Here is a 15,979-nt window from a genome sequence, read left to right as displayed (position 1 = left end):
CTCGGCCGGGTGCGGGCCCAGTTCCTCCGATCAGCCCTGGCGTGGCTCTTCGAGGTGGGTCGGCGCGAACATGCGCGGGCGGGCGGGGAGGACGACGACCGAGGGGCCCGGGGCGGCCAGCGCCGCCGCCAGGTCGGTGCGCAGCCGGTCGGGTGCCGTCGTCACGGCCGGTACGCCGAAGGACTCGGCGAGCGCGACGAAGTCCGGGCGGGCCAGTTCGGTGGCCGTCGCCTCGCCGAACGCGTCCGTCATGTACTCGCGCAGGATGCCGTAGCCGCCGTCGTCCACGATCAGCCAGGTCACCGGCAGGCCGTACTGGCGGGCGGTGGCGAGTTCGGCGATCGAGTACATCGCCCCGCCGTCGCCCGACACGGCCAGCACGGGCCGCGTACGGTCCGCGGCGGCGGCCCCCAGCGCGGCGGGGAACCCGTAGCCGAGGCCGCCCGCGCCCTGCGCGGAGTGCATCGCGCCCGCGCGCGGATCGAACGCGGACCAGGCCCAGTACGCGAGGATCGTCATGTCCCAGAAGCTGGGCGCGTCGTCGGGGAGGGCGTCCCGTACGGCCCCCAGCATCCGCTGCTCCAGGTCCAGATCCTGGGCGGCGATCCGTTGCCGTACCCGGTCCAGCAGGGCGGCCGCGGTCTTGGCGCCGGTGGTCTCCGGGCGCTCCGGAACGGCCGTGATGAGGGCGGCCAGGGCGGGCTTCGCGTCGGCGTGGATGCCGAGGGCCGGGTGGTTGGACTCCAGCTTGCCGAGGTCGGCCTCGATCTGGACGACCTGACCGCGGGGGCGGAACGTGTGGTAGTTGGACGAGAGTTCGCCGAGCCCCGAGCCGACCACCAGCAGGACGTCCGCGTCCTCCAGCAGATCTGTCGTGTGCCGGTCCTCCAGCCAGGACTGGAGGGAGAGGGGATGCTCCCAGGGGAACGCGCCCTTCCCGCCGAACGTCGTGGCCACGGGGGCGTCCAGGCGCTCGGCCAGCGCACGCAGTTCCTCGCACGCCCCCGCGCGCACGACCCCGCCTCCGGCGAGGATCACGGGGCGCTCCGCCGCGCCCAGGAGCCGTGCGGCGCGTTCCGTGAGCTCCGGTCGGGGCGGCAGCGGGCGCGGTGCGGCGCTCAGGGAGGTGACGGGCGGTACGGAGGTAGGGGCGAGCAGGACGTCCTGCGGTATCTCCAGCCACACCGGGCCCGCCGGTGCCTCCAGGGCGGACGCCCAGGCGGCGGCCAGGGCGGACGGGATCTGCGAGGCCGTGCGGACGGTGTGGACGGACTTGACGATGTCGCGGAACGACGCCTTCTGGTCGGCCAGTTCATGCAGATACCCCTTGCGGCCGCCGCCGAGCCCCGGGGTGGGCACCTGACTGCCGATCCCCAGCACCGGCGCGGACGCCGCGGCCGACTCCTGGAGCGCCGCCAGCGTCATCAGCGCGCCGGGCCCGGTGGACACCAGCAGCGGGGCGACGGAGTTGGTGATGCGGGCGAAGGCGTCGGCAGCGAACCCCGCGTTGTTCTCCACGCGCAGACCCACGTAGTCGAGGCCGGAGCGGCGCAGCGCGTCGAAGGCGCCGAGCGCGTGCTGACCGGGGAGCCCGAAGACGGTGGTCGCGCCGAGCGCGGTGAGGGATTCGACGACGAGATCGCCGCCGTGGCGCTCGCGCGGAGCGGTGCCCATGGGGTGCCCTTTCGTGATGGGTCGGGTGTTACGCGTTGGCCGGGGCCGGTTCGGGCGCCGGGTCACCGGTCAGTCGGCGGTGCCAGGCGTCCAGGACCGCCGGGTCCGTCGGCTTCGTGGACAGGCTCACCGCCACGTACGCCACCAGGGAGGCCAGCAGGCCGAGATAGATGGGCTCATTGGCGAGGACGCCCTTCCAGACCATCAGCCCGATCACCGTCAGACCGCCCACGGCCACCGAGGCCAGCGCGCCCGCGCCGGTGCCGCGCTTCCACAGCAGGCCGCCCAGGATCGGCACCAACAGCCCGCCGACCAGCACGTTGTACGCGACGGTCAGCGCCTCGACGACGTTGTTCAGCGCGATGGAGATGCCGACCACGGTGAGGCCCATGACGAGGATGAAGAGGCGGTTGCCCGCGACCTCGTCGTGCGAGGCGGTGGCGGGGCGGCCCCGGAGGCGGGCCCAGATGTCGTTGTTCGCGACCGTGGCGCAGGCGATGAGCGCGCCGGAGGAGGTCGACATCACCGCGGACAGGGCGGCGGCCAGGACCAGGCCCTTCACGCCGATGGGCAGGGCGTCCTTGACGATCGTCGCGAACGCGTCGTCGGGGGCGCCGAGGTCGGGGTAGAGGACCTTCGCCGCCGTACCGATGACCGCGCCCGCGATCGCGTACACCAGACAGTACGTACCGGCCGCCGTGCCGCCGAGGCGGGCCACCTTGTCGTCGCGGGCGGTGAAGACGCGCTGCCAGATGTCCTGGCCGATGAGCATGCCGAAGGAGTAGATGAGCACATAGGTGAAGACCGTCTGGGCGCCGATGCCCATGGGGGAGAAGTAGCCGGACGGCAGTTCGGCCTTCATCGCGGCGAAGCCGCCCGCCTTGACGACGGCGATCGGCAGCAGCAGGAGGAGCACGCCGACGGTCTTCACGACGAACTGCACCATGTCGGTGAGCGTGATCGACCACATGCCGCCGAGCGTCGAGTAGCAGATCACGATGGCCCCGCCGAGCACGATCGCCACGACGCGGTCGAGACCGAAGATCACGTCGAAGATGGTCGCGTACGCGATGGTCGAGGTGACCGCGAGCATCAGGGTGTACGCCCACATCACGATGCCCGATATCAGCCCGGACGAGCCGCCGTAGCGCAGGTCCAGCATCTGGCTGACCGTGTAGACCTTGAGGCGGGTGATGCGCGCGGAGAAGAAGATGGACAGCGCGAGCAGGCCGAGGCCGATGGTGAAGACCATCCAGGCGCCCGAGAGCCCGTACTGGTAGCCGAGGCCGACGCCGCCGATGGTCGAGGCGCCGCCGAGGACGATCGCGGCCATCGTCCCGGAATACATGGCGGGGCCCAGACGGCGGCCCGCGACCAGGAAGTCGCTGGTGGACGAGGTGCGGCGCATTCCCCACCAGCCGAGGGCGAGCATGCCCGCGAGATAGACGACGATCACCGTGTAGTCGACAGCGGTCATGGTGGGGCTCCTCACGGGGGACGGTGACCGAGACCCTAGGGTGTCGCCGAAGAGGCCGGGAAGTGTACGTTTCCTCCACTCGTGGTTTCCGGGATGGAGGAAACGACCATGCCGTCGACAGTGCCCGTGCCCTTGGGCGTCCTGCTGGACCACCCCGGTCTGGGGCTGCGGCAGGTCGCCGGGCCGCGCGGGGAGGCGCCGGTGTACCTGGTGCACACGAGCGAGATGGAAGATCCCGTTCCGTATCTGCTGGGCGGGGAACTGCTGCTCAGCGCCGGGGTGCACGGCGCCGGTGCGACGGACGCGTACTGGGACCGCTATGTGGCCCGCACGGTCGAGGCGGGTGCCACGGCGCTGGGGTTCGGCATCGCCCCGGTGCACCAGGAGGTGCCGCGGGCCCTGGCCGAGGCGTGCGACCGGCACGGGCTGCCGCTCGTGGAGGTGCCCCGGGAGACGACCTTCACGGCTGTCGCGAGCGCCGTATGGGACGCCATGGCCGAGCGCCGCCACCAGGAGCTGCGGCGGATCACGGAGGTGCAGCAGTCCCTCGCGGCCGCCGCCGCGCGCCCCCATCCGGTACCGGCCGTTCTCCGCCAACTCGCCCGCCACCTGGGCGGATGGGCCGTGCTGTACGGGCCGGACGGGGCGGAGCTGGCGGCGGCGGGAGCCCGGCCGTCCGACGAGGCGCGCGAGGCGCTCGGCTCCCTGGCCGCCCGGCTGCGGGCGGGCCCCGCCTCGGCCTCGGGCACGGCCGACGGGGCCTCCTTGAGCGCGTACGGCCTGGGCGGACCGGAACGCCCGCTCGCCCTCGGGGTGTGCGCGCCGCGCCGCGACGCGGCGGAGAGCGCGGTCGTGGGAGTGGCCATGGTGCTGCTCGCGCTGCTCACGGGACGGGCGACGGCCGACGCCGGGACCGAACGCACGGCGCTGGTGCGGCTGCTGCTCGGCGCCGAACCCGCCGATGTCGCGGGGCTGCTGAGCGGCGCGGAGGTGTGGACCGTCGTACGCGGGCGGCGCCGCGGCCGCGGCGGCGACCACGGCCTGCTGGCCGCGGCGGCGCTCGCCGCCGGGCTCGGTACGCCCCTGGTCGACCTGGACGGGGACGACCTGTGCGCCCTCGTGCCCGGCGCCGCGGAGGTCAGGCCGCAACCCGGCTGGACGCTGGGCGCCGGCGCGCCCGTCCCCGCCGACGCACTGGCCCACGGCGGCGCCGACGCCGCCCGCGCCCTGCGCCGCGCGGTCGCGGAGCGACGTCCCGTGGCGCGGCACGCCCCGGAGCGGGGCGGCGTCGCCTCGCTGGTCGACCCGTCGGAGGCGGAGACCCTGGGCCGAGCCCGGCTCGCCCCGCTGGACGGCGCCCCGGCGCTGTGCGAGACGCTGCGGATGTGGCTGTCGCTGCACGGCAGCTGGGACCGTACGGCGGTGGCGCTGAACATCCACCGCAACACGGTCCGCCAGCGCATCGCCCGCGCGGCCACCTTGCTGGAGGCGGACCTGGGCGACGCGGACGTACGGATGGAACTCTGGTTCGCCCTCAAGTGGACGTGACCCCCAGGCACCAGGACCGCCTTCGGGGAGGGGCGGGGTGGGGAAAGCCCCCCGCCGCACCCGTCAGAGCTTCGCCCACGCCTCCGTGAGCACACCCCTCAGCACCTGCTCGATCTCGTCGAACAGCGCCTGGTCCGCGATCAGCGGCGGGGCCAGTTGGACGACCGGGTCGCCGCGGTCGTCGGCACGGCAGTAGAGGCCGTTGTCGTACAGCGCCTTGGAGAGGAAGCCGTACAGGATGCGCTCGGTCTCCTCGGCGTCGAAGGACTCCTTCGTGGCCTTGTCCTTGACCAGCTCGATGCCGTAGAAGAAGCCGTTCCCCCGGACGTCGCCGACGATCGGCAGGTCGTGCAGCCGCTCCAGGGTCGACCGGAACGCCGCCTCGCGGTCCAGCACGTGCTGGTTCAGCCCCTCGCGCTCGAAGATGTCGAGGTTGGCGAGGGCCACGGCGGCCGAGACCGGGTGGCCGCCGAAGGTGTAGCCGTGGAGGAAGGTGTTGCCGTCCCGGTAGAAGGGCTCGGCGAGCCGGTCGGAGACGAGGCACGCGCCGATCGGGGAGTAACCGGAGGTCATGCCCTTGGCGCAGGTGATCATGTCCGGGACGTAGCCGAACTTGTCGCACGCGAACATCGTGCCCAGCCGCCCGAAGGCGCAGATGACCTCGTCGGAGACGAGCAGGACGTCGTACTGGTCGCAGATCTCGCGCACCCGCTGGAAGTACCCGGGCGGCGGCGGGAAGCAGCCGCCCGCGTTCTGCACCGGCTCCAGGAAGACCGCGGCGACGGTGTCCGCGCCCTCGAAGAGGATCTGCTGCTCGATCTGGTCGGCGCACCAGCGGCCGAACGCCTCGGGGTCGTCGCCGTGGATCGGCGCCCGGTAGATGTTGGTGTTGGGCACCTTGTGCGCACCGGGCACCAGCGGCTCGAAGGGGGCCTTGAGGCCGGGCAGGCCGGTGATCGACAGGGCGCCCTGGGGGGTGCCGTGGTAGGCGACGGCCCGGGATATGACCTTGTGCTTGGTGGGCTTGCCGGTGAGCTTGAAGTACTGCTTGGCGAGCTTCCAGGCGGTCTCGACCGCCTCGCCGCCGCCGGTGGTGAAGAAGACCTTGTTGAGGTCGCCGGGCGCGTAACCGGCGAGCCGTTCGGCGAGTTCGACGGCCTTGGGGTGCGCGTAGCTCCACACCGGGAAGAAGGCCAGCTCCTGCGCCTGCTTGTAGGCGGTCTCCGCGAGTTCGACGCGCCCGTGCCCGGCCTGCACCACGAACAGCCCGGCGAGGCCGTCGATGTAGCGCTTGCCCTTGTCGTCGTAGATGTACGTGCCCTCGCCGCGCACGATCGTCGGCACGGGGGCGTTCTCGTACGACGACATGCGGGTGAAGTGCATCCACAGGTGGTCGTACGCCGTCTTGGAGAGGTCCGCGCTCATGGCTATCTCGTTCCCCAGGTGTAGGTCTGCTTCCGGAGCTTGAGGTAGACGAAGCTCTCGGTGGAGCGCACGCCGGGCAGCGTGCGGATCCGCTTGTTGATCGTTTCAAGGAGGTGGTCGTCGTCCTCGCAGACGATCTCGATGAGGAGATCGAAGGAGCCCGCGGTGACGACCACGTACTCGACCTCGTCCATGGCGGTCAGCGCGTCCGCGACCGGGTCGAGATCGCCCTCCACGTTGATCCCGACCATCGCCTGGCGCCGGAACCCCACGGTGAGGGGGTCGGTCACGGCGACGATCTGCATCACGCCCTGGTCGAGCAGCTTCTGCACGCGCTGCCGCACGGCCGCCTCGGAGAGGCCGACGGCCTTGCCGATGGCCGCGTAGGGGCGCCGCCCGTCCTCCTGGAGCTGCTCGATGATCGCCAGGGATACGGAGTCGATCGACGGCGTGCCGTTCTTGTCAGGTGTGGCCACGGCCCTCACTGTGCACGAGCCTCGACTGTCTGGCAACCCTCGATCAATGAATTCCGTTGTATGGGTGGTGAAAATTCACTGATTCCGTTGTTCTGGTGTGGCGGGTATGTTGAAAGCGTCGTCCTCGCGACTAGGGTGGGTGTCTCACCCATCGGACAGCAGACAGGAGGGGTGGCACGTGACCACCGAGCTGCGTCGTTTGCGCAACTACATCGACGGGGAGTTCCGGGACGCCACGGACGGGCGCACCACGGAGGTGGTCAACCCGGCCACGGGCGAGGCCTACGCCACGGCGCCGCTGTCCGGAGCGGCGGACGTGGACGCGGCGATGGACGCGGCCGCGGCGGCCTTCCCCGCGTGGCGGGACCTGGTGCCCGGCGAGCGGCAGAAGGCCCTGCTGAAGATCGCCGACGCCTTCGAGGCGCGGGCCGAGGAGCTGATCGCGGTCGAGTCGGAGAACACCGGCAAGCCGATCGGGCTCACGCGGGACGAGGAGATCCCGCCGATGATCGACCAGATCCGTTTCTTCGCGGGCGCGGCACGGATGCTGGAGGGCCGCTCGGCCGGTGAGTACATGGAGGGGTTGACCTCCATCATCCGCCGTGAGCCGGTCGGGGTGTGCGCGCAGGTCGCGCCGTGGAACTACCCGATGATGATGGCCGTGTGGAAGTTCGCCCCGGCGCTTGCGGCGGGCAACACGGTCGTCATCAAGCCCTCCGACACCACCCCGGCCTCCACCGTGCTCTTCGCCGAGATCATCGGCGGGGTGCTGGCGGAACTGGGCCATCCGCAGGGCGTGTTCAACGTCATCTGCGGCGACCGTGACACCGGGCGGCTGATGGTCGAGCACGACGTGCCCGCCATGGCCTCCATCACCGGCTCGGTGCGGGCCGGTATGCAGGTCGCGGAGAGCGCGTCGAAGGACCTCAAGCGGGTCCATCTGGAGCTGGGCGGCAAGGCGCCGGTCGTGGTCTTCGAGGACAGCGACATCGCCAAGGCCGTCGAGGACATCTCGGTCGCGGGCTTCTTCAACGCGGGCCAGGACTGTACGGCCGCCACCCGGGTGCTCGTCCACGAGTCGATCCACGACGAGTTCGTCACCGCCCTGGCCAAGGCCGCGGCCGACACCAAGACCGGTGCCCCGGACGACGAGGACGTGCTGTTCGGCCCGCTCAACAACGCCAACCAGCTGGCCCAGGTCAGCGGCTTCATCGAGCGGCTGCCCGCGCACGCCAAGGTCGAGGCGGGCGGCCACCGGGTGGGGGAGAAGGGCTTCTTCTACGCGCCCACCGTGGTGTCCGGGCTCAAGCAGGACGACGAGATCGTCCAGCACGAGGTCTTCGGCCCGGTCATCACCGTCCAGTCGTTCTCCGACGAGGCCCAGGCCGTCCAGTACGCCAACGGCGTGGAGTACGCGCTGGCCTCGTCGGTGTGGACCAAGGACCACGGCCGCGCGATGCGGATGTCCAAGGCGCTGGACTTCGGCTGCGTCTGGATCAACACCCACATCCCGCTGGTCGCCGAGATGCCGCACGGCGGATTCAAGAAGTCCGGTTACGGCAAGGACCTGTCGGCGTACGGCTTCGAGGACTACACCCGCATCAAGCACGTGATGACGTCGCTGGGCTGATGCGCCGGTAGCCGCCGGTGGCCTTCGGGTCAGCGGCGGCCTTCGGGTCAGCGGCGGCCGAGCAGGGCGCAGAGGGTGCCGATGCGGTTGGTGGTGATCGCGTCGGCACCCGCGCGCAGCAGCCGCGCCATCGAGCGGCGGGTGTCGGCGGTCCAGGCGGAGACCAGCAGGCCGTCGGCGTGGGCCCGTTCGACGAGGCCGGGGGAGACCAGGCCGAAGCGGTAGTTGAGCCAGCGCGGCCGCAGATCGGCCAGCAGGGTGGGCCGGGGCGGCGCGAGGGTCGTCCAGGTCAGCGAGATCTCGGCGCCGGGGTCCGCGCGGCGCACCCGGCGCAGCGCGGACAGCTCGCCGCAGTAGTACACCCGGTCCGCGGCCCCGGCCTCGCGTACCTCTGCGACGGCCGCGAGGGCGGCCGACGCGTCGGGCAGGTCGATCAGCAGCCGGGCCGGACCGGTCGAGGCGAGCGCGTCGCGCAACGTGGGTATGCCGCCGCCGGACAGCTGCCGCACTTCCTCGGCGGTCAGCGCGGACAGCGGCCGGTCGTGGCCCCACAACCGTTTGAGGGTGGCGTCGTGCAGGAGGACCGGGACACCGTCCCGGGTCAGCCGGACGTCGGTCTCCACGGCGCCCGCCCCGGCGCGTATCGCCGAGGCGAGCGAGGCGAGGGTGTTCTCGCGGTGGGTGTACGGGTCGCCGCGGTGGCCGACCGGGACGAAGGCCGTCTCCTTCCCCGTCCCGGTCCCCGTTCCCGCCCCCGTCGTCGTCATCGGGTCGCGGCCGCCGCGTAGGCGTCGATCTCAGCGGTCAGCCGCGCCTTGCCCGCCGCGTCCAGGAACGACGCCTCGACGGCGTTCTTGGCGAGGGCCGCGACGCCCGCCGCGTCCAGGTCGAGCAGCCGGGCGGCGACCGCGTACTCGGTGTTGAGGTCGGTGCCGAACATGGGCGGGTCATCGCTGTTGATGGTGACGAACACCCCGGCCTCGACCATCTGCCGGATGGGGTGCTCGTCGAGGGTGGCGACCGCGCGGGTGGCGATGTTGGAGGTCGGGCAGACCTCCAGCGGAATGCGGTGCTCCGCGAGATGGGCGAGCAGCTTCGGGTCCTGAACGGCACTGGTCCCATGGCCGATCCGCTCCGCGCGCAGCTCGGTGAGGGCGTCCCAGACCGTCTGCGGTCCGGTGGTCTCGCCCGCGTGCGGAACGCTGCGCAGCCCGGCGGCGACGGCACGGTCGAAGTACGGCTTGAACTGCGGGCGCGGCACGCCGATCTCGGGCCCCCCGAGGCCGAACGACACCAGCCCCTCGGGACGCAGATCGCAGGCGATGCGGGCGGTCTCCTCGGCGGCCTGGAGCCCGGCCTCGCCCGGTATGTCGAAGCACCAGCGCAGTACGGTGCCGAAGTCGGCCTCGGCCGCCTTGCGGGCGTCCTCGATCGCCTCGGTGAACGCGGCGTCCGGAATGCCGCGCCGGGTCGAGCTGTACGGGGTGACGGTCAGTTCGGCGTAGCGGATGTTCTGCCGGGCCATGTCGCGGGCGATCTCGTACGTGAGCAGCCGCACGTCCTCGGCGTCGCGGATCAGGTCCACCACGGAGAGATAGACGTCGATGAAGTGGGCGAAGTCGCGGAAGACGAAGTAGTCGGCCAGCGCCTCGGGATCGGTCGGCACCTTCGAGTCCGGATGGCGCGCGGCCAGCTCGGCCACGATGCGCGGGGACGCCGAGCCGACGTGATGGACGTGCAGCTCCGCCTTGGGCAGTCCGGCGATGAAGGCGGTGAGATCGGTCAACGAAAACCTCCGGGTGACGGCCGCCGGCGGCGGGCTCCGGTCATCGTAGATGCGGGGGCACGGGGCGGTGTTCGCAGGCCGTAGCATGGGCGGACATCGCTGTGGGGGAGATACATGGCTGACCAGCCCGACCAGCACGACCAGCCGCGACGGACGGAGCCGCGCGACCACGACCCCTGGGCCCCGCCGGCCCCGCCCACGTCCCTGGACAAGCCGCCGTCCCGGCCCTCGGTGGCCGAGCAGCAGACGATCACCTCGCTGCCCACCGGACCGGCCGTCCCGCCCCTGCCTTCCGCGCCGGGGCCCCCGCCCCCGGCCCCCGCGCCCCCGCCCCCGGCCCCCGGACCGCCGCCCCCGGCCCCCGGACCGCCGCCGGGCGGCGTGACCCTGCCGAGCGGTGCGACCCTGCCGGGCTCGGTGCCCCCGCCGCCGCCCGCCCCGACGGGCCCTGGCACCCCGAGCGCGTACCAGGGCACGCCGTACGGCACCGGCGGCTACGGCCACCCGGCCCCGTACGGCGCCCAGACCCCGTACGGCGGCCCCGGCTACGGCTACCCCGGCACGGCGTACCCCGCGTACCCCGGCCCGGGCCACCCCGGCGCGGGCTACGGCCAGGGCTGGCAGCCGGGCGGCAGCTACCTGCCGAACAACGGCACCGGCACGGCCGCCCTGGTCCTCGGCATCATCGGCCTGGTCTTCTTCGCCAGCGTCGTGCTGGCCATCATTCTCGGCGTGCTCGCGATCATCTTCGGGTTCCTCGGCCGCGCAAAGGCCGCCCGGGGCGAGGCGAACAACGGCGGTTCGGCCCTCGCCGGGCTCATCCTCGGGGCGGCCGCCGTGGTGGCGGGCGTGGTGATGATCTTCGTCTATGTCGCGGCCGCGAACGACGACAGCGCGGACGGCTCCACCGACTCCGGCTACGCGGATATCTCGGTCGTGCGGCTGGTCCCACCCGCCGCCACGAGCCGCTGACGCGCCTCCATCAGCGCGAAGCCCAGCAGATTGAGCCCGCGCCAGCGGGCCGGGTCCGCCGCCCGCTCGTCGTCCGCCGCCAGCCCGATGCCCCAGATCCGGTCCATCGGGCTGGCCTCGACCAGCACCCGGGAGTTGGTCCCCAGCAGATAGTCGCGCAGCGGCGGATGCTGCCTGAACTTGTGCACACTGCCCTCGACGACCAGCGCGAAGCGGTGCTCCCGCCACCGCGCCTCGTCGAAGCCGCGCACCGAACGGCCCGCGTCCTTGGCCTGCTTGGGGTGCGAGGCGGCCAGCGCCCGCCGCTCGGCGTCGGCGTCGCCGAACAGCCGTGCCTTCCCGGCCATCATCCAGTGCTCGGCGGTCGGGTAGGTGACGCCGTCCACCTCGAACGGCGCGGGCCACCACTGGCTGAAGCACCCGGCCCCCACGCCGCCGTCGCGCCGCGGCCGATGGCCCCAGAAGTGCACGTACTTGAAGGTCTCGCCGCGCGCCGCCCGGTCCACCAACCCCTCGACCGAGCGCGGGCCGCCGTGCGCCGCGGCCGATGCCGTCACCCCGTTCGTCTCCATGCCCGGGATTCTCGCACCGGCCACCGACAGCGCCCCCTGGCGACGGGGGTGGTAAACCCCAGGTATCTTCACTGAATCCGTCGAGAAACCAAAAATCAACAACGGAATCCCTTGTTGAAGCAGGGGTGCTCTGTCAGGATCAGCCTCCGATTCCGGTTGGAGCTACGCCGCCTCCCCGCGGGAGGCGGTCCGGCGGAGGAGAGCGGGCGATGGATCAGGGATGCGGTCCGACGGAGCGGCGGTTCGCCGAGGGGGCACAGCGTATGGAGTCACGGCACGAGCCCGGGAGCCTGTCCGCGCCGCAGCTCGCCGCGGTGCGGCGCAGCATGGCCGGCGGCCGCATGGCGCTGACCCGGCGCGCGCTGCTGCGGGCGGGCGGCGCCGGGGCGCTCGCCGCCGGCGGGCTCGGGGCGCTCAGCGGGTGCGGCATCCCGCCCGCCGGGCGCACCGGCGCCGACGGCGCCGCCGACGACCACTCCGCCGAGGAGAAGCGGGTCGCCTTCTCCAACTGGACCGAGTACATGGACGAGACCAAGGGCGGGCACCGCCCGACCCTGGAGGAGTTCCGGCGCCGCACCGGCATCACGGTGAAGTACACCGAGGACATCAACGACAACGTCGAGTTCTTCGGCAAGATCAAGCCGCAGCTCGCCGCGGGCCAGGACACCGGACGCGACCTCATCTGCGTCACCGACTGGCTGGCCGCCCGGATGATCCGGCTGGGCTGGGTGCAGACCCTGGACGCGGCCAACCTGCCCCACGCCTATACGAACCTGGCCGCGGGATTCCGCGATCCGGACTGGGACCCGGGCCGCGCCCACTCCTACCCCTGGACCGGCATCCCCGCCGTCATCGCGTACAACAAGAAGGCCACCGGCGGCCGCAAGGTCACCTCCGTCTCCCAGCTCCTGGAGGACCCCCGCCTCAAGGGCCGGGTCGGACTGCTCACCGAGATGCGCGACACCGTCGGGCTGACCCTCCTCGACATGGGCAAACGCCCCGAGAGCGTCACCGCCGACGACTTCGACGCGGCGATCACCCGCCTCCGGAAGGCGTCCGACCGCGGCCAGATCCGCCGCTTCACCGGCAACGACTACACCGGCGACCTCACCCGGGGCGACCTCGCCGCCTGCATGGCCTGGGCCGGAGACCTCATCCAGCTCCAGGCCGACAACCCGGAGATCGAGTTCGCCGTCCCCGACGCGGGCTACATGACCGCCACCGACAACCTCCTGATCCCGGCGAAGGCACGGCACAAGAAGAACGCCGAACGGCTCATCGACTACTACTACGAGCCCAAGGTCGCCGCGAAGATCGCCGCCTACATCAACTACGTCTGCCCGGTCGACGGCGTACGCGCCGAACTCGCGAAGATCGACAAGAAGCTGGCGGACAACCCGCTGATCCTCCCGGACGAGGAGATGGCCGCCAAGTCCCATGCCTTCCGCTCCCTGTCGAGCACGGAGGAGACGGCATTCGAGGACGCGTTCGCCAAGCTCACCGGCGCCTGACGGCCTGACACGCGAGGAAGCCCACCCATGACCCAGCCCACCACCAGCGGCGGTGACGTCCGGCTCGACGGGATCGGCAAGACCTACGGGTCCTTCACCGCCGTCCACCCGCTCGACCTGCACATACCCGCCGGCTCCTTCTTCGCCCTGCTCGGCGCCTCCGGCTGCGGCAAGACCACCACCCTGCGCATGATCGCCGGACTGGAGGAGCCCACCACCGGCACCATCCGGCTCGCCGGGGACGACATCACCGCCCTCCCGCCGCACCGGCGGCCCGTCAACACCGTCTTCCAGAGCTACGCCCTCTTCCCGCACCTCGACATCTACGAGAACGTCGCCTTCGGGCTGCGCAGGCGCGGCATCAAGTCCGTGAAGAAGCAGGTCGGGGAGATGCTGGACCTCGTCCAGCTCGGCGACTTCGCCCGCCGCAGGCCGCAGCAGCTCTCCGGCGGCCAGCAGCAGCGCGTCGCCCTCGCCCGCGCGCTGATCAACCACCCCCGGGTGCTGCTCCTCGACGAGCCGCTGGGCGCGCTGGACCTCAAGCTGCGCCGTCAGATGCAGCTGGAGCTGAAGCGGATCCAGACCGAGGTCGGCATCACCTTCGTCCATGTCACCCACGACCAGGAGGAGGCCATGACGATGGCCGACACTGTCGCGGTGATGAACGGCGGCCGCGTCGAGCAACTGGGCGCCCCGGCCGAGCTGTACGAGAGCCCCGGCACCACCTTCGTCGCCAACTTCCTCGGCACCTCCAACCTCATCGAGGCCGAGATCACCGACAAGAGCGGCGGCGACCTCCTCCTCACGGCCGCCGGGGGCCGCCTCACCCTGCCCGCCGGGCGCTGCCGCGCCCCCGCCCGCACCGGCGCCGCGGTGCTGGTCGGGGTGCGGCCCGAGAAGATCTCCCTCACGCTCGCAGAGGACGCCGGGGACACCGGCGCCGTCCCCGCGGCGCGCAACCGGATGACCGGCCGCATCAAGGACTCCAGTTTCATCGGCGTCTCCACGCAGTACGTCGTGGCCACCCCGGACGGCGCCGAGCTGGCCGTCTACGAGCAGAACATCGAGCGCGACGCCCGGCTCGTCCCCGGCGCCGAGGTCGTCCTGCACTGGAGCCCCGCCCACACCTTCGGCCTCGACACCCGCACGGACGGCACCGGCACCGGCGGGGAGGCGGCGTGACGGCCACGGAGACGCGCGAGGCGGCCACCCCCGCGGACACCGTCCCCGCGCCCCGCAAGACGTCCGTACGCAAGCGGCTGGTGCCCTACTGGCTGCTGCTCCCCGGCATCCTGTGGCTGCTGGTCTTCTTCGCCGCCCCGCTCGTCTACCAGGCGTCGACCTCCGTCCAGACCGGCTCCCTCGAAGAGGGCTTCAAGGTCACCTGGCACGTACAGACCTACTGGGACGCGCTCACCGAATACGCCCCGCAGTTCCTGCGCTCGGTGCTGTACGCGGCCACCGCCACCGTGCTGTGCCTGCTGCTCGGCTATCCGCTCGCGTATCTGATCGCCTTCCGGGCGGGCCGCTGGCGCAATCTGCTGATGATCCTGGTCATCGCGCCGTTCTTCACCAGCTTCCTGATCCGCACGCTCGCCTGGAAGACGATCCTGGCCGACGGCGGCCCGGTGGTGGGGGCACTGAATTCCCTGCACATCCTGGACGTGACCAGCGGGCTGGGGATCACCGAGGGGCAGCGGGTACTGGCCACGCCGCTCGCCGTGGTGTGCGGGCTGACGTACAACTTCCTGCCCTTCATGATCCTGCCGCTCTACACCTCCCTGGAGCGCATCGACGGCACGTTGCACGAGGCCGCCCGCGACCTCTACGCCCGCCCCGTGACCGTCTTCCGCAAGGTCACCTTCCCGCTGTCCATGCCGGGCGTCGTCGCGGGCACCCTGCTGACCTTCATCCCGGCCGCGGGCGACTACATCAACGCCGAGCTGCTGGGCGCCACCGACCAGAAAATGATCGGCAACGTCATCCAGTCGCAGTTCCTGCGGGTACTCGACTATCCGACGGCCGCCGCGCTGTCCTTCCTCCTCATGGCGGCGATCCTCGCGATGGTCACCGTCTACATCCGCAAGGCAGGGACGGAGGATCTCGTCTGATGGCCCTCATCCGCTGGATTCGGCGCAACCTGGTGGTCCTCGCGGGCCTCGCCACCCTCGCGTATCTGGCCCTGCCGAACGTCATCGTGCTGGTGTTCTCGTTCAACAAGCCGAACGGCCGCTTCAACTACGCCTGGCAGCGGTTCTCCACCGACGCCTGGACCGATCCGTGCGGCGTCCCCGACTTGTGCGGCTCGCTCTCCCTGAGCCTGCGGCTCGCGGTGTGGGCCACGCTCGGCGCGACCGTCCTCGGCACGATGATCGCCTTCGCGCTGGCCCGCTACCGCTTCCGGGCCCGCCCCGCCGTCAACAGCCTGATCTTCCTGCCGATGGCGATGCCCGAGGTCGTCATGGCCGCCTCCCTCGCCACGCTCTTCCTCAACATGGGCGTCGGCTTCGGCTTCTGGACGATCCTCATAGCCCACATCATGTTCTGCCTGAGCTTCGTGGTCACCGCCGTCAAGGCGCGCGTCATGAGCATGGACCCGCGGCTGGAACAGGCAGCCCAGGACCTCTACGCCTCGCCGGCGCAGACCTTCCTGCGCGTCACCCTGCCGATCGCCGCCCCCGGCATCGCCGCCGGGGCGCTGCTGTCCTTCGCGCTCTCCTTCGACGACTTCATCATCACCAACTTCAACGCCGGATCGACCGTCACCTTCCCCATGTTCGTGTGGGGATCCGCGCAGCGCGGCACCCCCGTGCAGATCAATGTGATCGGAACGGCGATGTTCGCCGTCGCGGTGCTGTGCGTCCTCGCCGGTCAGCTGGCCGGCGCCCGCCGAAAGAGGAGCTGACCC

The 15,979-nt window shown here is 71.6% G+C and carries 14 protein-coding genes; 7 read left to right on the top strand and 7 right to left on the bottom strand.

Annotated elements, in window-relative coordinates:
- Positions 1 to 30: 30 nt before the first annotated feature.
- Both ACH4TL_RS00395 and ACH4TL_RS00390 read right to left on the bottom strand, forming a co-directional pair.
- Positions 31 to 1,674, bottom strand: a complete 1,644-nt coding sequence (locus ACH4TL_RS00395; protein ID WP_398322652.1) for a thiamine pyrophosphate-binding protein — start codon at positions 1,672 to 1,674, stop codon at positions 31 to 33.
- 28 nt (positions 1,675 to 1,702) lie between these two features.
- Complete coding sequence (locus tag ACH4TL_RS00390) at positions 1,703 to 3,151, bottom strand: sodium:solute symporter (protein WP_398322655.1); 1,449 nt, start codon at positions 3,149 to 3,151, stop codon at positions 1,703 to 1,705.
- 108 nt (positions 3,152 to 3,259) lie between these two features.
- Here ACH4TL_RS00390 and ACH4TL_RS00385 point away from each other — a divergent pair, with 108 nt between their 5' ends.
- Positions 3,260 to 4,699 carry a PucR family transcriptional regulator gene (locus ACH4TL_RS00385; RefSeq protein WP_398322658.1) on the top strand — a complete coding sequence of 480 codons (1,440 nt, stop codon included), beginning with the start codon at positions 3,260 to 3,262 and terminating at the stop codon, positions 4,697 to 4,699.
- A 63-nt stretch (positions 4,700 to 4,762) separates the two neighbouring features.
- Here ACH4TL_RS00385 and ACH4TL_RS00380 read toward each other — a convergent pair whose 3' ends face one another.
- Together ACH4TL_RS00380 and ACH4TL_RS00375 are read right to left on the bottom strand one after the other, a co-directional pair.
- Positions 4,763 to 6,124 carry an aspartate aminotransferase family protein gene (locus tag ACH4TL_RS00380; RefSeq protein WP_398322661.1) on the bottom strand — a complete coding sequence of 454 codons (1,362 nt, stop codon included), beginning with the start codon at positions 6,122 to 6,124 and terminating at the stop codon, positions 4,763 to 4,765.
- 2 nt (positions 6,125 to 6,126) lie between these two features.
- Positions 6,127 to 6,600, bottom strand: coding sequence for an Lrp/AsnC family transcriptional regulator (locus ACH4TL_RS00375; RefSeq protein ID WP_398322664.1), 474 nt, complete (start codon positions 6,598 to 6,600; stop codon positions 6,127 to 6,129).
- 178 nt (positions 6,601 to 6,778) lie between these two features.
- Here ACH4TL_RS00375 and ACH4TL_RS00370 point away from each other — a divergent pair, with 178 nt between their 5' ends.
- The gene (locus ACH4TL_RS00370) at positions 6,779 to 8,230 is read left to right on the top strand and encodes a gamma-aminobutyraldehyde dehydrogenase (protein ID WP_398322667.1); all 1,452 of its coding nucleotides are present in this window, start codon (positions 6,779 to 6,781) and stop codon (positions 8,228 to 8,230) included.
- A gap of 47 nt (positions 8,231 to 8,277) precedes the next feature.
- On the opposite strand, the gene ACH4TL_RS00365 is transcribed toward ACH4TL_RS00370, so the two are convergent.
- Both ACH4TL_RS00365 and ACH4TL_RS00360 read right to left on the bottom strand, forming a co-directional pair.
- Entirely contained in the window at positions 8,278 to 8,997 is a 720-nt protein-coding gene (locus ACH4TL_RS00365) for a glycerophosphodiester phosphodiesterase (protein ID WP_398322670.1), read from the bottom strand.
- Entirely contained in the window at positions 8,994 to 10,016 is a 1,023-nt protein-coding gene (locus tag ACH4TL_RS00360) for an adenosine deaminase (protein ID WP_398322673.1), read from the bottom strand. The genes ACH4TL_RS00365 and ACH4TL_RS00360 overlap by 4 nt, the downstream gene beginning before the upstream one ends.
- Before the next feature lie 114 nt (positions 10,017 to 10,130).
- Here ACH4TL_RS00360 and ACH4TL_RS00355 point away from each other — a divergent pair, with 114 nt between their 5' ends.
- Positions 10,131 to 10,988 carry a DUF4190 domain-containing protein gene (locus ACH4TL_RS00355; RefSeq protein ID WP_398322676.1) on the top strand — a complete coding sequence of 286 codons (858 nt, stop codon included), beginning with the start codon at positions 10,131 to 10,133 and terminating at the stop codon, positions 10,986 to 10,988.
- On the opposite strand, the gene ACH4TL_RS00350 is transcribed toward ACH4TL_RS00355, so the two are convergent.
- Positions 10,934 to 11,560, bottom strand: coding sequence for an NADAR family protein (locus ACH4TL_RS00350; RefSeq protein WP_398322679.1), 627 nt, complete (start codon positions 11,558 to 11,560; stop codon positions 10,934 to 10,936). The two genes, ACH4TL_RS00355 and ACH4TL_RS00350, sit on opposite strands and share 55 nt — an antisense overlap.
- 263 nt (positions 11,561 to 11,823) lie before the next feature.
- Between ACH4TL_RS00350 and ACH4TL_RS00345 the strand changes: the two genes are divergently transcribed.
- Genes ACH4TL_RS00345 through ACH4TL_RS00330 form a run of 4 tightly spaced genes read left to right on the top strand, consistent with a single transcriptional unit; the run spans position 11,824 to position 15,976 of the window.
- Positions 11,824 to 13,071, top strand: a complete 1,248-nt coding sequence (locus ACH4TL_RS00345) for a spermidine/putrescine ABC transporter substrate-binding protein (protein ID WP_398322682.1) — start codon at positions 11,824 to 11,826, stop codon at positions 13,069 to 13,071.
- Positions 13,072 to 13,098: 27 nt separating this feature from the next.
- A complete protein-coding gene (locus ACH4TL_RS00340; protein WP_398322685.1) occupies positions 13,099 to 14,253 on the top strand; it encodes an ABC transporter ATP-binding protein in 1,155 nt (384 codons plus the stop codon).
- The gene (locus ACH4TL_RS00335) at positions 14,250 to 15,182 is read left to right on the top strand and encodes an ABC transporter permease (protein ID WP_398322688.1); all 933 of its coding nucleotides are present in this window, start codon (positions 14,250 to 14,252) and stop codon (positions 15,180 to 15,182) included. The genes ACH4TL_RS00340 and ACH4TL_RS00335 overlap by 4 nt, the downstream gene beginning before the upstream one ends.
- Entirely contained in the window at positions 15,182 to 15,976 is a 795-nt protein-coding gene (locus tag ACH4TL_RS00330) for an ABC transporter permease (RefSeq protein ID WP_398322691.1), read from the top strand. Before ACH4TL_RS00335 ends, ACH4TL_RS00330 begins: the two co-directional genes overlap by 1 nt.
- Positions 15,977 to 15,979: the final 3 nt, after the last annotated feature.

Source organism: Streptomyces sp. NPDC021115 (assembly GCF_044333065.1).
Classification (GTDB): Bacteria; Actinomycetota; Actinomycetes; order Streptomycetales; family Streptomycetaceae; genus Streptomyces.
The sequence above is the reverse complement of the archived record's forward strand: the minus strand, read 5'-3'. Positions and strand labels throughout refer to the sequence as shown.